Source organism: Bacillus mycoides, from assembly GCF_018742245.1.
In the GTDB taxonomy this organism is placed as follows: Bacteria; Bacillota; Bacilli; order Bacillales; family Bacillaceae_G; genus Bacillus_A; species Bacillus_A cereus_U.
Map to the genome: position 1 here is coordinate 1,895,610 of NZ_CP036132.1, position 18,557 is coordinate 1,914,166.

Consider the following 18,557-nt stretch of genomic DNA (forward strand, 5'->3'; position numbering starts at 1 on the left):
GCTAAATTGTGAGGTGAAAATCTTACTACCTGCAAATAACAGAATGATAAATCTGCAAATTAGAATGTTTAGAAGTGTTAAATTTTTGAAGTTGATAAACAGTGACTTGCCAAAAATGAGTACGAGAGTATAATGTGAAATGGAATACATATTGGATTCATGATGTAACCTTACAAAAATGTAAGGTGATTGAAAGGAAATTCAATATGAAGATTACTAGACATACATTATACTAGGAAAAGAGAAAGAGAGGAGAATGAACATGAGCTCTGAATTAGAACAAAACACGAGAAGCAATAAAAAACGTTCTAAAAGAAAATCAATAAAATGGTTCATTTTAATTCCATTTTTCCTACTTGTTTTTGGAGGAGTAGGATATGGATCGTTTATATATAACAAAGCAAAAGCTGTTGTAAGTGATGCATATGCAAAAATTGATAAGTCATCAAAAAGGGACAAAGAAGTGGAACCCTTAAAGGATAATATTTCGATTTTAATCATGGGTGTCGACGGAAGCGAAATGAGAAAAAGCCAATATGGCGAAGCAGTTCGAACAGATGCACTTTTATTAGCGACAATTAATAAAGATGATAAATCCGTTAAATTAGTAAGTATTCCTCGTGATTCACGTGTTTATATTCCATCTAGAAAGAAATTAGATAAAATTACACACGCACACGTATTTGGCGGTGTTGAAAGTACAAGAGATACAGTGGAACGATTTTTAAATGTTCCAGTTGATTATTATGTGAAGTTTAACTTTGAGTCATTTGTACAAATTGTAGATTCAATTGGTGGTATTGATATTGATGTACCGGTTACTTTCACAGAACAAGATAGTAAAGACCAAGCAGGTATGATCCATTTAGAAAAAGGTTACCAACATTTAAATGGTGAACAAGCCCTTGCACTTGCTAGAACGCGTAAAATTGACAGTGATGCAATGCGTGGTCAAAGACAACAACTTGTAATTGAAGCAATTGCGAAAAAAGCAATGTCTGTTCAATCTATTAGTAAAATGGGCTCTCTACTTGATGCAGTTGATAAAAATATGAAAACAAACTTAACGTTTGATGATATGCTTGCTATTACGAAAAATATGGCTGGATCTGACCTGCAAATGGAAAAAATGCAAATAGAAGGAACGGATAAACGTATTGGTGGTATTTATTATTACATTCCAAACGAAAAAAATGTGAAAGATATTTCGAATAAGTTAAATGAGCATTTAGGTGTTACACCAAAACCAACTCGAAATGAATAAGTATAAAAAAAGGTTGGCCTCAGCCAATCTTTTTTTATGGAAATGGATTGCTTTATTTGTTTTTTTAGTAGAAAAGCTACTAGGTTTTTCAAGTCTACATTCAAATCATTTAAATTTATATAAACAAAAGGTGTAATTGTACGATATACTAGAGGAGAATAATTGGTAATTAACTCCTAAAGTAGAGAAAATAGATTCATCTCATTACAAATTGAAAGCGAATTGAATTGATGGAAGATCAAACAGGTTAAAACAAATCTTCTTGAAAGTTGTACATAGTGCAATCAAGAATTGGTATGAAAAGAATAAAGAGTTTGTTGAGGCAGGAACAATAATTTTGATAAAACTCCCACTATAATTCATATATTGTTTGTTTATATAGTGTAATAAAATAAATAGATGTATAATTATATTGGGTGATTTATATATAAGATTAATAGGGAGAGGGAATCGATAGAATGGAAAAAGCTTTTAATATTAAACGAGTAGTAGTCGTTTTAATAGCGATTGCAGCAGTAGCTATTGGGTATTTCATGTTTCAATCTATTACTTCACCAGCAAAAGCTGTTGCGAAACAAGAAAATGTAATACAGCTTGCAAGTGAACAACCGAAAGTTGAAATGAATAAAACGGCACCAAGTCGTTTTAATGGACAGGAAAGAAAAGTTGCTTACCTTACATTTGATGATGGGCCAGGAAAATATACGGCTGAATTATTGAATATGTTAAAACAGCATGATGCGAAGGCGACATTCTTTTTAATTGGTGCGAATGTGAAACAGTTTCCTGATTTAGTAAAACGTGAAAATGCAGAAGGACATTATGTTGGAATGCATAGTATGACACACAATTTTGCGAAGTTATATAAAAATGGCGAGTATGTTAATGAAATGAAAGAAGATCAAGGCTTAATCGCAAATATTATTGGGAAAGCCCCTAAATTAACACGTCCTCCATACGGATCGATGCCTGGTTTAAATGAAGGTCTCCGAAATAAAGTAGTTGAGGATGGTTTAAAAGTGTGGGACTGGACAATTGACTCTTTAGACTGGAAATACAATAAAGTACCAGTGGATGCAGCGGCAGCGCAAATCGCTCAAAATGTATTAGCTGGTGCAACAAAACCGCAAGAAGTCATTTTAATGCACGACATTCACCCGCAATCAGTTGCTGCTGTGCCAGCAATTTTAAAGGGTCTAAAAGAAAAAGGTTATGAATTTGAGGCATACCATGAAGAGAATCACTTCCCAGTGAATTTCTGGCACGATAACCGTATGTAATTGGAGGAATTGAAGTTGAAGTATGGAAAAGTAGCAGTAGTTGGAGCATTAGCAGTAGGATTATTATCAGGTTGTTTCGGTGAAAAACCAGAAGAAAATTTATATACGGCTTTTGAAACAGCAGCGACACAAGAAAAATCGTTAGCTGATGATACGAAAAAGTTAGAGCAATTAGAAAAGCAAGGGCAAGAACTATATTCTCAAATTTTACAAGAAGGTAAAGAACATAATGAAGCAGTCACGAAGAAGATAGAGGAAGCTACTGCAAATGTAAATGAGCGTGAGAAAGTATTGAAAAACGAGAAAGAACTGTTAGAGAAAGCTCAGAAGGAGACGAAATCAGTTCAAAGCAATATAGAGAAGCTTGAAGATAAGAAATTACAAAAACAAGCTAAAGCAGTAGAAGAGTCGTATAAAAACCGTTATGATGCATTCCAAAAAATGAATGAGGATTACACGAAGGCGTTAGCGAATGAAAAAGAGCTGTATGAAAAATTAAAAGTAAAAGAAACGAAGTTAAAAGAAATTGGTGAAAAAGTTAAAACTGTTAATGAGTTAAATGTGGAAGCTCAAAAGGCGAAAGAACAATTTAATAAACACACAAAAGAGTATAATGACAGTAAATTAGCATTTTACAAAGATGCACAGATTAAGACTAAAGAACAAAAATAAAGAATGATCTTAATCCTAATAAAAAAGCTATAGAAAAAGCCGGAGAAACATTGCAAAAAGTGTTTTTTCGGCTTTTGTCGTTAAATGAATAGAAAAGACTGGAATTGATATCATAAAAGAGTTATAGTGTATTATTCGAAGGAAAACATTGTAAAGTAAGGAGAATGAAATATGTCATATGAATTTTTATTCAAATTAGGTTTAGCACTCTTTTTAGGATTATTCATCGGGATAGATAGGCAGCTAAAGAATAAACCGCTTGGTGTGAAAACAAGTATGGTTATTTCTGTAGCAAGTTGTTTAATTACAATGGTTTCAATTGAATCTGTAAATGTATATTCTGTACCGGGTCATACGAATATGGATCCAATGCGATTAGCTGCCCAAATTGTTAGTGGTATTGGTTTTCTTGGAGCGGGGGTAATTTTACGAAGAAGTAATGACGTTATTTCTGGATTAACGACAGCTTCAATGGTATGGGCTGCTTCAGCTTTAGGTATTGCGATTGGAGCAGGATTTTATATACAAGCGACGGTTGCTATGGTTTTAATTATATTAGCAATCAATGTACTTCCTCACCTTGTGAAAATTGCAGGCCCATATTCATTGAGACAAAAGGACTTGTCTATCAAAATTACTGTAAATGAGCATCGAGAGTTAGACGGGATTTTTAAGCAAATTAAAAATTTAAATATGCAAGTGAAGCGAGTGAAAATTAAAGATATTGATAATGGAGCATCTCAGCAATTAGAAATGGTAATTTTAGCTCCAGAAGATTTATATACAACTGAGTTATATAGTTCTCTAAAAGAAATCGATCATGTCGTATCTGTTGAAGTTGAAAGTAGATAAAAAAGATTGAAAAGGGTGATGAAAATTCACTCTTTTTTTAATGAAAAAAACATTTTGCTATAATTAATTACAAAGGGGGATACAAGTGATGGAGATACATGTTCGAAGGGCAACGAAAAATGATATTGCAAGTATAGCAAAAGTGCATGTGGAGAGCTGGAAAACCACATATAAAGGGATATTCGCTAACGAAATTTTAGAAAATGTAACATTCGAACAAAGAAAAAAGCAATGGGAAAACATTTTTCAAAAAGAAGACAATCTAGAATATAGATTTATAGCAGAGACGTTAACTGGAGAAATTATTGGATTTATCGATGGTGGAACTGAAAGAATGGGTACATATAATTGTGATATGGAATTATATGCGATTTACATTTTACAAGAGTATCAAGGGTTGAAAGTAGGGAAAATATTATTTCAAGCTTTACTGTCAGAATGTATAAATAATAATATGGAATCTCTTTTAGTTTGGGTAGTTTCTAATAATCCTTCTAAAAAGTTTTATGAAAAATATAATCCGGAAAAAATTGACACGAAACTTTTAGAAAGACTAAATGTAGAAGAAATAGCATATGCTTGGCGAGATATGGATTGTTTATACAAATCACTATCAATTTAGAAGAAGATAATATTATTATGTAAACTTAATTTACAAGAATGAAAAAATACATCAATTATTATATTGGTGTATTTTTTGTTGATGGATTAAACGTTTTGAAAAGGTGAAAAGTTTAGTTAGATAAAAAAATTCTGAAATATACCTTGAAATGATTATCATTATCAATTAGAATCATAGTTGATAATAAAATTCAACTGTCGGAAGTTTTACAAAAAAATGATAGTGTTCGTCTAAAAGAGGAGGAGCAGTATGCAGCATGCGAAACAAATCGCGGAACATGCAACAATACAAAGCTTTTTAAATTGTTATTTAAGAGAAACAGGAAGTGGAGAATGGATTACGGAGGATAAAAGGATAGAGGATATTTTCTGCCATTCATTTCAAAGAGATACTATCCCCACTTATTTATGCTGCCCTTTATCGGCACAAAACGTTACTTTGTATGGGGAAGTTATATATAAATCATCAACGGACCGTCATCTATTTGGAGAACAATTTTATTACCAAATTGGCGAAAATAAAAATGTTATTAAAGCAGATTATATTACGGTTATTATGTTTTTAATAAAGGAAATGTCTATTAACTATGGAGAAGGTACGAATCCTGATGAACTTATGCTTCGAGTTATTCGTAGTTGTCAAAATATTGAGAAGTTTATACAAAGAAGGGAGCAGGATACAGCTGAATTATATGGTTTCCATACGACTTTTATAGAGGCGGAGCAATCTTTATTATTTGGACATTTAACTCATCCTACACCAAAGAGTAGACAAGGTATATTGGATTGGAAAAGTTCAATGTATTCTCCTGAATTAAAAGGGGAGTGTCAACTTCACTATTTTCGGGCACATAAAAGTATAGTAAATGAAAAGTCATTGTTACAAGATTCCACAACGGCGATGATAAAAAAGGAATTAAAGTACGATGAAAAGGTTAATCAAGAATTTATTGAAAAGTACTGTCAAGAAGATGAATATTCATTAATTCCAATCCATCCGCTACAAGCAGAATGGCTATTACATCAATCTTATGTGCAAAATTGGATGAATCAAGGCGATCTTGAATATATCGGTCCAGTAGGTAAGTGTTATATGGCGACATCATCACTTAGGACGTTATATCATCCTCATTCCAAGTACATGCTTAAATTTTCATTCCCTGTAAAGGTGACGAATTCAATGCGTATTAATAAATTGAAGGAACTTGAGAGTGGTCCTGAAGGGAAGGAAATGTTAAATACTAAAATTGGTGAAGTGTTAGAAAAGTTTCCGGGGTTTGATTTTATATGTGATCCCGCCTTCATTACAATAAATTATGGTATGCAAGAGTCCGGATTTGAAGTAATTATTCGGGAGAATCCTTTTTATAGTGAAAATGCGAATGACGCAACGCTTATCGCTGGATTAGTACAAGATGCAATTCCGGGTGAAAGAACTCGTTTAGCAAATATTATCCATCGCTTAGCGGATTTAGAAGGTAGAAGCTGTGAAGAGGTAAGTTTAGAGTGGTTTAGACGATATATGAATATCTCTTTAAAGCCAATGGTATGGATGTATTTACGTTATGGCGTGGCATTAGAAGCGCATCAACAAAATAGTGTTGTTCAATTGAAAGATGGTTATCCAGTTAAGTTTTACTTCCGTGATAATCAAGGTTTTTATTTCTGCAATTCAATGAAGTCAGTGCTAGATAATGAACTAGCCGGTATTGGCGAACGTACTGGAAATTTATATGACGATTATATTGTAGATGAAAGGTTTCGTTACTATTTAATTTTTAATCATATGTTTGGACTTATTAACGGTTTTGGTACAGCAGGATTAATTAAGGAGGAAATTCTTCTCTCTGAATTAAGGTCTGTACTTGAATCATTCCTTCCATATAACCGTGAACCTTCTACATTTTTAAGAGAATTGTTGGAAGAGGATAAGTTGGCATGCAAAGCAAACTTGCTAACGAGATTTTTCGATGTTGATGAACTGACAAATCCTTTAGAGCAAGCAATTTATGTACAAGTAGATAATCCACTCGTTAGAGAAGTGGCTGTTCGTTCATAAGTAGTGCTAAAATTTCACGTAATACAAATAATGGAATTCAATATTCCGTATTATAGCGGAGGGATTTATGAAAGAAGAAGTTTATCACATAAAAATATTGAAGGCACTCCAATCAAAAGAGTACATTTCAGTAAGAAGAAGAGTATTCCGGCAATTAGTAGAATCGTTAATTTATGAAGAAATCATTACGCCGATTCGTATACAAAAGGGAGAGCAAATCCTTTTTATTATACAAGGTCTTGATGAAAAGGATCAAAATGTAATGTACCAATGCTATGGACAAGAACGTATGACATTTGGGCGTATTTGTTTGCATGACTCATTAATAATGAGAGTTCAAGATGAGGAAGAAGAAATACAATCAGTTTCACAATTTTTACAGGAGATTTTTCGAATTGTTCAAGTGGATCGAACGAAATTGGATTCTTTTATTCAAGAATTAGAACAAACAATCTTTAAAGATACGATTGCACAATATGAGAGAAGTTGTGAAGAAGACTATCTTGCGAAATCGTATGATGAGCTTGAAAGTCATTTAATAGATGGACACCCGTATCATCCTAGTTATAAAGCACGCATTGGATTTCAATATCGTGACAATTTTCAATATGGATTTGAATTTATGCAACCAATGAAAATTATATGGATTGCAGTTCATGAGAAATATACGACTGTAGGATATGAAAGTGAAGAGAGTTATAACTGTACCTTTAAAGAAGAAATTGGTGAAAAGAAAATCGAAGAGTATATGGATCGTATTCGAAAAATGGACTGTGATTCGAAGAAGTATATGTTTATACCTGTTCATCCTTGGCAGTGGGAGAACTTTATTATTCCGAATTATACTGATCATATACAGGATAAATATATTATTTATTTAGGGAAATCAGAAGATGATTATTGCGCGCAGCAGTCGATGCGGACATTAAGAAATGTTACGAATCCAAAGAAACCATATGTAAAGTTATCAATGAATTTACTCAATACTTCAACTATCCGTACATTAAAACCACATTCGGTTGTGAGTGCACCTGCTATATCGAATTGGTTAAAAGATATAGTAGATCATGATCCTTATTTAAGGGATGAATCGTGTTTAATTTTGTTAAATGAATTTTCGAGTGTTACGTACGATGCGAATAAAAAAGCTACATATGGCTCATTGGGATGTATTTGGCGCGAAAGCGTTCACAAATATTTAAATAAGAAAGAAGAGGCAATCCCATTTAACGGTTTATATGCTAAGGGAAAAGATGGGACACCAATTATTGATTTGTGGTTAAAGAGATATGGAGTAGAAAGCTGGCTACAATTGCTTATTCGAAAGGCAATTATCCCAGTTGTACACCTCGTTGTAGAGCATGGAATCGCATTAGAATCACATGGACAAAACATGATTTTAGTTCATGAAGAAGGAATACCAGTCCGTATTGCACTAAAAGATTTTCATGAAGGACTGGAGTTTTATCGTCCATTTTTGAAAGAAATCGAAAAATGTCCTGACTTTACTAAAATGCATAAAACATATGCGAATGGTCAAATGAATGATTTCTTTGAAATGGACCGTATTGGATGTTTGCAAGAAATGGTTTTAGATGCGCTTTTCCTATTCAATCTAGGTGAACTGGCTTTCGTGCTGGCAGATGAGTATCAGTTGAAAGAGGAACAATTTTGGATCATTCTTGTTGGAGAAGTAGAAGATCATTTTGAAAGATTTTCACATTTGAAAGAACGTTTTGAAGCATTACAATTATATGCACCTACATTTCATGCAGAGCAATTAACGAAGCGGCGTTTATATATGGATGTGGAATCGCTTGTTCATGAAGTTCCAAATCCATTGTATAGAGCAAGGCAACTTACAATACAAAAATCAGTTGTTACAGGGGGAAATCATGCTAATCGTTAATAAACAAGAATTTAGCAAAAATGATTTTGAATTGAGATTACAAGGTTACGAGGGAATGGAACAATTTCAAGAAGCAGAAGGAAATAGATTTGCACTTTGTCTGAAAGATCCATTCGATATTATTACGCTTGTGTTTTTCCTAAAAGAAAAAAGAGCATCTGTACTACTTATTCATGAAGATACGCCAAAGGATACAGCTATTGAAATGGCAAAGCGTGCAAAGTGTACTGCACTTTTATACGGAGAAAGTAACGACTTTACAAAATTAGAAGTTCCAAATCTATTACAAGAAGAACCGTCTTTATTACAATATAGTTCAGGCACAACAGGAGAGCCAAAACTGATTCGTAGAGCATGGACGGAAATTGAAACAGAAATTGCTGCTTATAATGAAGCTTTAAAATGTGAAGAAGACGAAGTACCAATTGTAATGGCTCCAGTTTCACATTCATACGGATTAATTTGTGGCACGTTATCTGCAATTACGAGGGGTAGCAAGCCTATAATCATTACGAATAAAAACCCTAAATTCGCATTAAATATAGTTCGTAATACAGAAAAATATATCATATATACAGTACCACTTATGCTACATATTATGGGGAGTTTTCCACAAGGGACTTTTCAGTTTCATAAAATTATGACATCAGGATCACCATTGCCAGAACCGCTATTTTATAAGTTAAAAGGCATGACGAAATATATGATGCAGCAGTACGGCTGTTCTGAAGCTGGCTGCATTAGTATATGTCATGATATGAAGACACATTTAGACTTAGGGAAGCCACTTTCTCATGTAAGTATTAACATAGGTTCAAATGAAGATGAACCTGAAGAAATCGTAGTGAAAATTGCTGGAAAGGATATTTATACGAAAGATTTAGGGTATAAATCTGAGCAAGGCCTTCATTTCATGGGGCGAATAGATGATGTTATTAATGTGTCCGGTCTAAAGGTCTTTCCTATAGAAGTGGAAGAAACGATGCTTCGATTAGAAGGTATTCAGGAGGCGATTGTATACCGTGGTAAGCATCCTGTGATGGGGGAAATTGTAAAAGCGAAAGTAGTCTCTCGTATTGAACCAGTACAAATAAGAGAATGGTGCATACAGCATTTACCGTTTTATAAAGTACCGCATGAAATTGAAAATGTAGCAGAAATTCCGAAAAATAAAACAGGGAAAGTAAGTCGTAAGTTATTAGAGATGGGAGAGATAACAACATGAGGCGTGAAATGTTAAAAGAAGCAGTTTTAAGCATTATGAGAGAAAAAATGGAACTGAAAAATGTAACGCATTTAGAAGAAACGATGCGTTTAAATCAAGATTTATATATAGATTCGGTAATGCTGTTACAGCTCATAGTATACATAGAAATGGATTTAAAGCTATGCGTTCCAGAGGATGAGATAGACCCAAAGGCGTTTCTTACTGTAGGATCTTTGCTTGACTTTATGGAAGAGTTGCAGCCGTTACACGAAGTAAATGTGAATAACTAACCTTTTAGGAAAGTGGATGAGAGTATGACTTCAATTAAAGTTCACTGTTTAGTGAGTTGTTTTTGTGAAATTATAAAAAGGCGTAGCGATATAGATTTCCGTCCATTTTATTTCGGATTATGGGATGGAGATTTTGATATAACAGAAGGCGGGGTTATTTCTTATCATTCCGAAAACATTAACCATGATAACTACTTACTCTGGTATGAAAAATTGTATGGTATTAAAGTGAACGAATGGTACGATCATTCAAAAGATAAAAGTAGCAATCTAGAAACATTTTTAGAATTAGTAGAAAATAAGCCTGAAAATCGTTACGTAATTGTAATGGTTGACATGTCTTTATTGCCTGAGAGAGAAAATAAGTTTCATCAAAAACCGTTTCCGCATTACTTAATGATATCGAAGACAGAGAAAGAAGAGGAATGGTTCATGCTTGATCCTGATTTTCGCTGGGAAGGGAATATGGAAAGAGAAAAAGTGCTCCATTCTGTTAAAGACAATCCATTTGGTGGAGGTTATTTCATTGATATAGAAGGAATTCAGGAGCCAACACAAGAGATGGTAGAAAGTTATTTCATGGAAACATTCAAAAAAGATGATAATGAATTAACAATGAAATTAAAAGAATTAATAATAAAAATGGTAAATGAAGAGGATGGGTATTCACTTTCCGGGCTCGTAACGGCAGTAAAGCAAATACCCGTATTGGCAATACGTAAATATAGCTATGAACATGCCTTTGCATACTTCCGTGAAACTCTACAATATTCGGAGCGAGAATTTGATTATTGGTGTGATCGAGTGGAAGACATTGTACAAGGATTTACAAATGTACAGTACCGCGCAATCAAAATGGTAATGACAAACGATAAAGATATGTTAATCCCAATTGTTGAGAAGCTTAATGAAATGAATACAATTGAACTGCAGATTAAGGATGAATTAGAGAAACAGTTTCTGTCATGGAAAGACATGATAACAAGTCAGTCTGTCTTAACTAATACAAGTTCATTGAATTTAAGATAAGGGAGTTCAAACCAATGAAATATTCGCTATGTACAATTTCATTTCGCCATCAACTAATTTCATTTACTGATATTGTTCAATTTGCATACGAAAACGATTTTGAAGGAATTGAGTTGTGGGGGACCCATGCACAAAATTTATATATACAAGAGCGTGAAACAACAGAACGAGAAATAGATTATTTAAAGGATAAAAATTTAGAAGTTACGATGATAAGTGATTACTTGGACATATCATTATTAGCAGATTTTCAAAAAACGATGGAAAAATGTGAACAGCTGGTAACACTAGCTAATTGGTTTAATACAAATAAAATTCGTACGTTTGCCGGGCAAAAAGGTAGTGAGGATTTCTTGGAACAAGAGAGAAAAGAGTATGTGAAGCGAATTCGCATGATTTGTGATTTATTTGCTCAGCACAATATGTATATACTATTAGAAACACATCCAAATACGTTAACGGATACTTTACCGTCTACTTTGAAATTGTTAGAAGAAGTAAATCATCCATATTTAAAAATAAACCTTGATTTTCTTCATATATGGGAGTCTGGTGCAGACCCGATAGATAGTTTCCAGCGACTAAAGCCGTGGATACAACATTACCATTTTAAGAATATATCATCAGCGGAGTATTTACACGTGTTTGAACCAAATAATGTATATGCTGCTGCTGGAAGTCGTATAGGAATGGTCCCATTATTTGAAGGTATAGTAAATTATGATGAAATCATCCGGGAAGTGAGAGATACTAATCATTTTGCTTCGCTTGAATGGTTTGGGCATAATGCGAAAGATATATTGAAAGAAGAAATGAGAGCATTAACAAATAGAAAATTAGAAGTAGTAACCTCATAAGATGAAATGATGTAAGAGTCTCGTTTAAGAGGCTCCTTTTTTTTACAGAATAAATAACCAAAAATTACCATGTATTTAATTTCGGATTTGATACAATTTAATATATATAAGGAGGTGATCGGTAATGGCTAGAAATCGTAACGCTAATCAATTAGCATCACATGGAGCACAAGCAGCTCTAGATCAAATGAAATATGAAATTGCACAAGAGTTTGGTGTACAGCTTGGAGCTGATACTTCTTCACGTGCAAACGGTTCTGTAGGCGGTGAAATTACAAAACGCCTTGTAGCGATGGCAGAACAACAGCTTGGTGGCGGATATACTCGCTAAATGTAGAAGGTTATAGGAGAAAGGAAGGATTCTTCCTTTCTTTTTTATTTTCAATTAATTGGTATGGATATATTGTGAACAGGATTCAAAGAATAGGAGTAATGCTATATTTTACCCAATTTCTTTTGTTGTAAATGGAAAGTAGTAAAGATGAAATAGCCCTGGTGGAATGTGAGAATAATTTCCAACAGGGCTATTATATGGTAAGAAATATATGATGAAAGGTTCCGAAATCAACATGTTAAAAAAAGAAAACTGTTGTTTAATTGCACTTGCATCAGTTCCACTTGTTATGACGCTAGGTAATTCAATGCTTATTCCAATCCTGCCAACCATTGAAAAGAAATTACATATTTCATCTTTCCAAGTATCCATGATTATTACAATTTATTCTATCATTGCAATTATACTTATACCGATTGCTGGTTATTTATCAGATAGATGGGGACGAAAGATGGTAATGGTTCCAAGTTTATTAATTGCAGCTATTGGAGGAGCGATAACGGGCTGGGTATCATGGAAAGTTGATAACCCTTATGTTTGGATTCTTATCGGAAGAGCAATTCAAGGGATAGGTGCTGCTGGTGCTATGCCAGTTGTCATACCATGTGTAGGTGATTTATACAAAGATGAAAAACAGGTTAGTGCAGGTTTAGGAATCATTGAGACGTCAAATACATTTGGAAAAGTATTGAGTCCCATATTAGGATCAGCTCTTGCAGCTATTGTATGGTTCTTACCATTTTGGGCGATTCCAGTTTTATGTGTAATATCGATTGTTTTACTACTGGTGCTAGTAAAGGCGAAAAAACAAGAAGAAGAAGAAGTCCCACCACTTAAAGAATTTATTCAATCTATTATCTCTACGTTTCGAGAAAAGGGAAGATGGTTAATTGCCATTTTTATACTAGGTGCAATTATTATGCTTATTTTATTCGGAATACTTTTTTATCTGTCAACTATATTGGAGTCGAAGTACGATATTCATGGTATATGGAAAGGGTGTGTACTCGCTATTCCTTTACTTGTACTATCACTTAGCTCATATATGGCTGGTAAAAAAATTGGAGATAAACAAGATATTATGAAAAAGTGTATCTATATTGGATTTTTACTGGCTGCTGCATCTGTCTGCTTACCTTTATTTCTAAAAGGAATCTATTTGCTACTTCTTTGTCTCGTTATTATGGGGGGAGGAATTGGTATGGCGTTACCGTGTCTAGATGCTCTTATTACACAAGGGATTGAAAAAGAGCAGAGGGGGACAGTTACGTCATTTTATAGTTCAATGCGATTTATCGGTGTAGCAGCTGGACCACCCCTGTATTCTTTTTTTATGAAAGGGGCGGACCATGAAGTATTTTATTTAACAAGCATCTTCGCTGCTATTGGTGCGGTCATAGCAATTATTTGGATTAAACCAGCAAAAGATACAATGATGGTAAAACAGAAGCCGGAACCAACGTCATAATCCGAAAGAGAATTGCATGTTAATTACACAACATGCAATTCTCTTTAATTAGTTAGGAAAAATAACTTGTTTTAACATATAAAGTGCGACTCCCCATATGATTAGCCCTGAAAATTTATTTAATACTGTAATCGTTTTTCCTGTCGAGTCTAATCCTTTTAGAAATTTTCCAGCAAAAGCTAAACTAATAAACCAAATCCAAGAAACTATAATTGTTGCAAAAGTGAAAGCCCATTTCTCACTTCCTATGTACTGTATAGAGTTTGTTCCGATTACACCAATCGTATCTAAAATTGCGTGTGGATTTAGTAATGAAACCGATGCGGCGAAAATAATTTGATTTTTTAAAGGCATGCTTTTTTCTTGCTTTACATCATTTGAAGGATCGCTTCTCCAAATAACCCAGCCCATATACATAAGAAAGAAAAATCCAATCATATACAGAGTAGTTGTTAACCAAGAAAAAGTAAGGAGTACAAGGGATACACCTTGTACAGCAATTAATATTAATAATGTATCACATATAGATGCAGTCAAGACTACAGGAGCAGCTCGCCAAATATTTGATTGACTAGCGCCTTGATTAAAAACGAAAACATTTTGGACACCTAATGGAATGATAAGACCAAATGCAAGGATGATACCGTGAATAATTGCTTCACTCATCATATTACCTCCTACTTAATGTGATTAGTTATGATAGTGTATATTGTATAGAAGAAATGAAAATTTGTATCCATCCATATGGTTGGATAGGTTACCAACCATAAAGTATGTGAGGTGATATAGTGGAAAGGCTCGTTTGGAAACCTAATATGTCTTCGTCTATTCCTTTATATAAACAAATAGAATCTTATATAAAAGAAAGAATTGTTAATGGGGAATGGACAGTTGGAACTAAATTACCTTCACAAAGAAGTTTGGCGCATACGTTTGAAGTGAATCGAAGTACAATTGTAATGGCTTTCGATGAATTAGTAGCAAAAGGGTATATTGAGGGGAATGGCCGGAAGGGAACAATTGTTATAAATAATAGTGAGAGTACTTCTACATATGCCCCGCCTCCAAACTGGCAGTCTTATGTAGAAACAGGACTTCATTATCCGAATCTTCCTGCTGTACAAGAGATTAATCAAGCTGAATTTACTCCCAATGTAATTCGATTAGGAACAGGTGAACTTTCACCGAGTCTCTTGCCTGAGAAAAAGATGAAGGGTATTATTAGCGAAATTTTACAATCAAATGTTGCACTTGGGTATGAGGAACCGAAAGGAAATCTCCATTTAAGAAAAAAAATTGCGGAATATTTAAAAGGGCATGGGGTATATGTATCTCCTGACTCTATTTTAATTGTTTCGGGGGCAATTCAAGCACTGCAACTTATTTCTATGGGTCTTCTTCCGAAAGGAGCGTCAATTTTATTAGAAAAACCATCATATTTATATTCGCTTAATGTATTTCAATCAGCAGGAATGCGCTTGATTGGAATACCAATGAATGAGAATGGTATAAATACTTCATATATTACAAAATATAAGAAACAATTTAACGCATCTATTTTATATACAATCCCATCTTTTCATAATCCGACCAATTTTAGTATGAACGCTAAGAAGAGGGAAGAAGTGATGGAGATCTGTAATGAAATTGGATTGCCTATTATTGAGGACGCGGCATATCAAGATTTATGGTTCGATGCACCAGTTTCAAAGCCTTTAAAGGCATATGATAAACATGGTATCGTGCTACATATTGGAAGTATGTCCAAAGTCATTAGTCCTGGTTTAAGAATTGGATGGGTTGTTGGATCAGAATCCGTTATTCAAAGATTAGCAGATATAAAAATGCAAACTGATTATGGTTCAAGTTCTATATCCCAGCAGATTGCAGCGGAGTGGTTTGAAAATGGATTGTATGATGAACATTTACAGTTTGTAAGAAGTGAATTGAAAAAACGTAGAGATTTTATGATAAGTATGTTAGAAAAGTATTGTAGTGGCATTGCAACTTGGCATGAGCCAGCAGGAAGCTTTTACATTTGGCTACATATAAATCTACCAATTTCGAATCGTAGTTTATTTGACAAAGCTTTGCAAGAAAAGGTGTTATTAAACCCAGGCACTTTGTATGATAGAAGTGCTAACCAATTTTTACGTCTTTCTTATTCCTATGCAACTATAGAAGAAATTGAAGTTGGAATAAAAAAGATCGCGCAATTAATTAAAGGGTAAAAGGAGAAAACCATGAAACAATATGTGATTTGCCAAATGATTGATGGAGATAAATATTTAGCTGCTTATGCGGAAACAAAACAGGATGCAATTGAAAAAGCAGAATTATTAGGGTTAAGAACTGGAAATCGTTACATAGTAATTACCGCAGAAGAAGCAGAAGGGCTAACTTATCCTTAAGCAATGTGTGCGGTACGTAGGAGATAAATAAGCCTAGTAATATATGAAATTACTAGGCTTATTTACTATTAAAGTGTGATAGGGAAAATAATATAATTATGAGTCAAGTTGACGGAAATACCGATTTGTTTTTCGATCCTGATTTCCGTCTCTATATTCATCAACATATTGCCTGAAGTTCCAAGATTGTAAAAACTTATTAGCGGCATTATAACCAGAGTTATAGAGCCATTCTTTCTCTTCTTTAGTTAATTGGAAATTAGTACTTGTAATCGTCCCTGTAGGAATTGTAATTGTTCTTGCTTTTGATTCTTTATCTAAATGCCGTAAATCATGAGCTTGCATCATTGTTTTAAATAGTCCTTTGAACATGGAAATAGGTTCTTTATAATGGGCAGGATCAGCTTGGATTTCATCTTTTACAAAATGAAATCCAAAAGTCGGCCAGCGAGGAGAGGTAGGGGAGTCGAAAATCCAAATGGGATAATTGCTTAAAATCCCGCCATCAACCATATAACAAGGCTGCTTCCATTTTGGTGTTCTCCATTTTACTGGCTCAAAGAAGAAAGGGATTGTACTACTCATTCTTACTGCTTTAGCGATTGAGAAGCGATAATTTAAAAATCCGTAGCTTGGTAAGTCATCGGGGAAGACAACCATTTTACCGTTGCTTATATCAGAAGCGATAATTTTGAGTTTGTTTAAATCAGGTAAATCTGTAAATAAGTGAACGCCCTTTTTTCGCAGTAATTCTTCAAGCCATTCTTCTATAAATACATTGGAATAAATACCTAGAGTAGACCATGCACTTATTCCTTTACCAATAAAGGGGATTCTATCAAGACAAGTTTTCTTCATAAATTTATTATAATCAATGTCGGTTATTATTGTTTTTAATTCGGAACAAGAATATCCAGCTGCTAAAAGCGCTGCGGTAATTGAACCAGCTGATGTTCCAGCTACGCGCTCCCATTCATATCCTTTTTCGGCTAACGCGCAAATTGCCCCCACATGCGCAATTCCGCGTACACCGCCTCCTTCAAAAACACCATCAATTTTCATTGAACATACTTCCTTTCTAAAAAATGAAAATGGAAAAAAAGCACGTATTGTACGTGCTTTTTTACAATAGTTTTTAAGTTTACTAGCAGCCTACAAAGCCGCCCCAACAGCTAGCGCCGATGATGATTAGAAGGATAAATAAAACGATTAATAAAGCGAAACCTCCATAACCACATCCACCACAACTACCGCCGTAACCGTAACCGCCGCCGTAACCACCGCCGTAACCACCGCAACTATATCCGTAACCCATGTGGAATTCCTCCTTAAATTAAAAATAAAAATGAACGAGGGGAAAATGTACTGGAAGAAATAAAGAACTATCGTGTTTGTAGGAACAATGTATACTATGCTTTTTTAAACTTGTTCGCGTACGAGGGATAAGCCCGTTTTTTTGGAAGGCTTGTCGATTTTACAATGAATGGAGTATAATCTTTGTGCTATGATACAAATAAGTATGTAAATGTAAGGAGAATTTATGAGACAGCAAATTGAAGTGTTAATTGATAAATATGGACTGACACATTTAAAAGAGGAACTTGTTAATACTATATTCCCTTGTGTAAAAGTTGTGCCCGAGCAGCAAGAAACGGTTGCGATAGGTAGTTCGAAAATGGGGGGAGTTCCTGATTTACCGGATACATTTGAATATCCAACATACAAAGAGAATCCGTTACGTTTTATCGCACAGTTTAATTTAAGTGATTTACAAAACGTTGGTATGGATCACAATCTTCCTAAGACAGGGATGTTATATTTCTTTAGTATTGAAAATTACTTTGAAGAAGATGTAAATCCAAACGAAGCGGGACGTGTACTTTATTATGATATCCCTGTAGAGCAATTACGTAGAGCAGATGAAGTTCAGAGGGAATTTAATCAATGTGCAATTTCATTTGAACTGACGTATAAATTACCTGAGCTTTTCATTGAAGATGAGGCGGATTCAGATCGTTTCTTGCAATTACTTGAAGAGCTAATCCCAGACAACTATGATAATCATCAAATGTTTGGAGAACCATTCTCTGTACAAGATGAGGTATTGTATGAGACTGGACAATATATGGGAATAGATCCACAGCATATGACGCTCTTATTCCAAATTGATTCAGATACTAAAAATTGTAATATGATGTGGGGAGATTTAGGAATGCTTTATTTCTGTATTGGAAATGAAGACTTGAAAAATCGCCATTTTGAAAATGCATGCTGTGTGTTACAAACTTGCTAATGAAGAAGGTT

The 18,557-nt window shown here is 34.1% G+C and carries 19 protein-coding genes; 16 read left to right on the top strand and 3 right to left on the bottom strand.

Features of this window, described 5'->3' with window-relative positions; genetic code table 11:
- Positions 1-262: 262 nt before the first annotated feature.
- From EXW56_RS09630 to EXW56_RS09690, 13 genes are all read left to right on the top strand, one after another.
- The gene (locus EXW56_RS09630) at positions 263-1,264 is read left to right on the top strand and encodes an LCP family protein (RefSeq protein ID WP_215558326.1); all 1,002 of its coding nucleotides are present in this window, start codon (positions 263-265) and stop codon (positions 1,262-1,264) included.
- A 458-nt stretch (positions 1,265-1,722) separates the two neighbouring features.
- Positions 1,723-2,544 (top strand): peptidoglycan-N-acetylglucosamine deacetylase, encoded by an 822-nt coding sequence (locus EXW56_RS09635; protein WP_002158249.1) that lies wholly within the window; start codon positions 1,723-1,725, stop codon positions 2,542-2,544.
- Positions 2,545-2,559: 15 nt separating this feature from the next.
- Complete coding sequence (locus EXW56_RS09640; protein ID WP_002200828.1) at positions 2,560-3,216, top strand: YkyA family protein; 657 nt, start codon at positions 2,560-2,562, stop codon at positions 3,214-3,216.
- A gap of 171 nt (positions 3,217-3,387) precedes the next feature.
- Complete coding sequence (locus EXW56_RS09645; protein WP_002200827.1) at positions 3,388-4,068, top strand: MgtC/SapB family protein; 681 nt, start codon at positions 3,388-3,390, stop codon at positions 4,066-4,068.
- 85 nt (positions 4,069-4,153) lie between these two features.
- The gene (locus tag EXW56_RS09650; protein WP_215597398.1) at positions 4,154-4,690 is read left to right on the top strand and encodes a GNAT family N-acetyltransferase; all 537 of its coding nucleotides are present in this window, start codon (positions 4,154-4,156) and stop codon (positions 4,688-4,690) included.
- A 249-nt stretch (positions 4,691-4,939) separates the two neighbouring features.
- Positions 4,940-6,748 carry an IucA/IucC family protein gene (locus EXW56_RS09655; RefSeq protein WP_215597399.1) on the top strand — a complete coding sequence of 603 codons (1,809 nt, stop codon included), beginning with the start codon at positions 4,940-4,942 and terminating at the stop codon, positions 6,746-6,748.
- Positions 6,749-6,815: 67 nt separating this feature from the next.
- Positions 6,816-8,657, top strand: a complete 1,842-nt coding sequence (locus EXW56_RS09660; protein ID WP_002200824.1) for an IucA/IucC family protein — start codon at positions 6,816-6,818, stop codon at positions 8,655-8,657.
- Positions 8,644-9,882 carry an AMP-binding protein gene (locus EXW56_RS09665; protein ID WP_002200823.1) on the top strand — a complete coding sequence of 413 codons (1,239 nt, stop codon included), beginning with the start codon at positions 8,644-8,646 and terminating at the stop codon, positions 9,880-9,882. Before EXW56_RS09660 ends, EXW56_RS09665 begins: the two co-directional genes overlap by 14 nt.
- Positions 9,879-10,154, top strand: a complete 276-nt coding sequence (gene asbD / locus EXW56_RS09670) for a petrobactin biosynthesis protein AsbD (protein WP_002200822.1) — start codon at positions 9,879-9,881, stop codon at positions 10,152-10,154. The genes EXW56_RS09665 and asbD overlap by 4 nt, the downstream gene beginning before the upstream one ends.
- A gap of 24 nt (positions 10,155-10,178) precedes the next feature.
- Positions 10,179-11,183 carry a DUF6005 family protein gene (locus EXW56_RS09675; RefSeq protein ID WP_002200821.1) on the top strand — a complete coding sequence of 335 codons (1,005 nt, stop codon included), beginning with the start codon at positions 10,179-10,181 and terminating at the stop codon, positions 11,181-11,183.
- Positions 11,184-11,197: 14 nt separating this feature from the next.
- Positions 11,198-12,040, top strand: coding sequence for a sugar phosphate isomerase/epimerase family protein (locus EXW56_RS09680; RefSeq protein WP_002200820.1), 843 nt, complete (start codon positions 11,198-11,200; stop codon positions 12,038-12,040).
- A 124-nt stretch (positions 12,041-12,164) separates the two neighbouring features.
- Positions 12,165-12,371, top strand: a complete 207-nt coding sequence (locus tag EXW56_RS09685; RefSeq protein ID WP_000113539.1) for an alpha/beta-type small acid-soluble spore protein — start codon at positions 12,165-12,167, stop codon at positions 12,369-12,371.
- 217 nt (positions 12,372-12,588) lie between these two features.
- Positions 12,589-13,842, top strand: coding sequence for a bacillibactin exporter BcbE (locus EXW56_RS09690; RefSeq protein ID WP_080013721.1), 1,254 nt, complete (start codon positions 12,589-12,591; stop codon positions 13,840-13,842).
- 48 nt (positions 13,843-13,890) lie between these two features.
- On the opposite strand, the gene EXW56_RS09695 is transcribed toward EXW56_RS09690, so the two are convergent.
- Positions 13,891-14,508: a LysE/ArgO family amino acid transporter gene (locus EXW56_RS09695; protein WP_002200818.1), complete on the bottom strand. Its 618-nt coding sequence runs from the start codon at positions 14,506-14,508 to the stop codon at positions 13,891-13,893.
- A 122-nt stretch (positions 14,509-14,630) separates the two neighbouring features.
- Here EXW56_RS09695 and EXW56_RS09700 point away from each other — a divergent pair, with 122 nt between their 5' ends.
- Together EXW56_RS09700 and EXW56_RS09705 are read left to right on the top strand one after the other, a co-directional pair.
- A complete protein-coding gene (locus EXW56_RS09700) occupies positions 14,631-16,073 on the top strand; it encodes an aminotransferase-like domain-containing protein (protein WP_002200817.1) in 1,443 nt (480 codons plus the stop codon).
- A gap of 12 nt (positions 16,074-16,085) precedes the next feature.
- Positions 16,086-16,253, top strand: a complete 168-nt coding sequence (locus EXW56_RS09705; protein ID WP_000816387.1) for a DUF3933 family protein — start codon at positions 16,086-16,088, stop codon at positions 16,251-16,253.
- Between the two features lie 96 nt (positions 16,254-16,349).
- On the opposite strand, the gene EXW56_RS09710 is transcribed toward EXW56_RS09705, so the two are convergent.
- The gene (locus EXW56_RS09710) at positions 16,350-17,315 is read right to left on the bottom strand and encodes a patatin-like phospholipase family protein (protein ID WP_215597400.1); all 966 of its coding nucleotides are present in this window, start codon (positions 17,313-17,315) and stop codon (positions 16,350-16,352) included.
- Between the two features lie 82 nt (positions 17,316-17,397).
- A complete protein-coding gene (locus tag EXW56_RS09715; protein ID WP_002200815.1) occupies positions 17,398-17,568 on the bottom strand; it encodes a YjcZ family sporulation protein in 171 nt (56 codons plus the stop codon).
- 225 nt (positions 17,569-17,793) lie between these two features.
- Between EXW56_RS09715 and EXW56_RS09720 the strand changes: the two genes are divergently transcribed.
- A complete protein-coding gene (locus tag EXW56_RS09720) occupies positions 17,794-18,546 on the top strand; it encodes a YwqG family protein (RefSeq protein ID WP_002200814.1) in 753 nt (250 codons plus the stop codon).
- Positions 18,547-18,557 lie beyond the last annotated feature (11 nt).

Bases quoted from the DNA above. Each gene is read 5' to 3' on its own strand.
- EXW56_RS09675 (WP_002200821.1), top strand. From the start codon at position 10,179: ATGACTTCAATTAAAGTTCACTGTTTAGTGAGTTGTTTTTGTGAAATT.
- EXW56_RS09695 (WP_002200818.1), bottom strand. From the start codon at position 14,508: ATGAGTGAAGCAATTATTCACGGTATCATCCTTGCATTTGGTCTTATC.
- EXW56_RS09645 (WP_002200827.1), top strand. From the start codon at position 3,388: ATGTCATATGAATTTTTATTCAAATTAGGTTTAGCACTCTTTTTAGGA.
- EXW56_RS09660 (WP_002200824.1), top strand. From the start codon at position 6,816: ATGAAAGAAGAAGTTTATCACATAAAAATATTGAAGGCACTCCAATCA.
- EXW56_RS09710 (WP_215597400.1), bottom strand. From the start codon at position 17,315: ATGAAAATTGATGGTGTTTTTGAAGGAGGCGGTGTACGCGGAATTGCG.
- EXW56_RS09630 (WP_215558326.1), top strand. From the start codon at position 263: ATGAGCTCTGAATTAGAACAAAACACGAGAAGCAATAAAAAACGTTCT.
- EXW56_RS09690 (WP_080013721.1), top strand. From the start codon at position 12,589: ATGAAAGGTTCCGAAATCAACATGTTAAAAAAAGAAAACTGTTGTTTA.
- EXW56_RS09705 (WP_000816387.1), top strand. From the start codon at position 16,086: ATGAAACAATATGTGATTTGCCAAATGATTGATGGAGATAAATATTTA.
- EXW56_RS09685 (WP_000113539.1), top strand. From the start codon at position 12,165: ATGGCTAGAAATCGTAACGCTAATCAATTAGCATCACATGGAGCACAA.
- EXW56_RS09720 (WP_002200814.1), top strand. From the start codon at position 17,794: ATGAGACAGCAAATTGAAGTGTTAATTGATAAATATGGACTGACACAT.
- EXW56_RS09655 (WP_215597399.1), top strand. From the start codon at position 4,940: ATGCAGCATGCGAAACAAATCGCGGAACATGCAACAATACAAAGCTTT.
- EXW56_RS09635 (WP_002158249.1), top strand. From the start codon at position 1,723: ATGGAAAAAGCTTTTAATATTAAACGAGTAGTAGTCGTTTTAATAGCG.
- EXW56_RS09715 (WP_002200815.1), bottom strand. From the start codon at position 17,568: ATGGGTTACGGATATAGTTGCGGTGGTTACGGCGGTGGTTACGGCGGC.
- EXW56_RS09680 (WP_002200820.1), top strand. From the start codon at position 11,198: ATGAAATATTCGCTATGTACAATTTCATTTCGCCATCAACTAATTTCA.
- EXW56_RS09665 (WP_002200823.1), top strand. From the start codon at position 8,644: ATGCTAATCGTTAATAAACAAGAATTTAGCAAAAATGATTTTGAATTG.
- asbD (WP_002200822.1), top strand. From the start codon at position 9,879: ATGAGGCGTGAAATGTTAAAAGAAGCAGTTTTAAGCATTATGAGAGAA.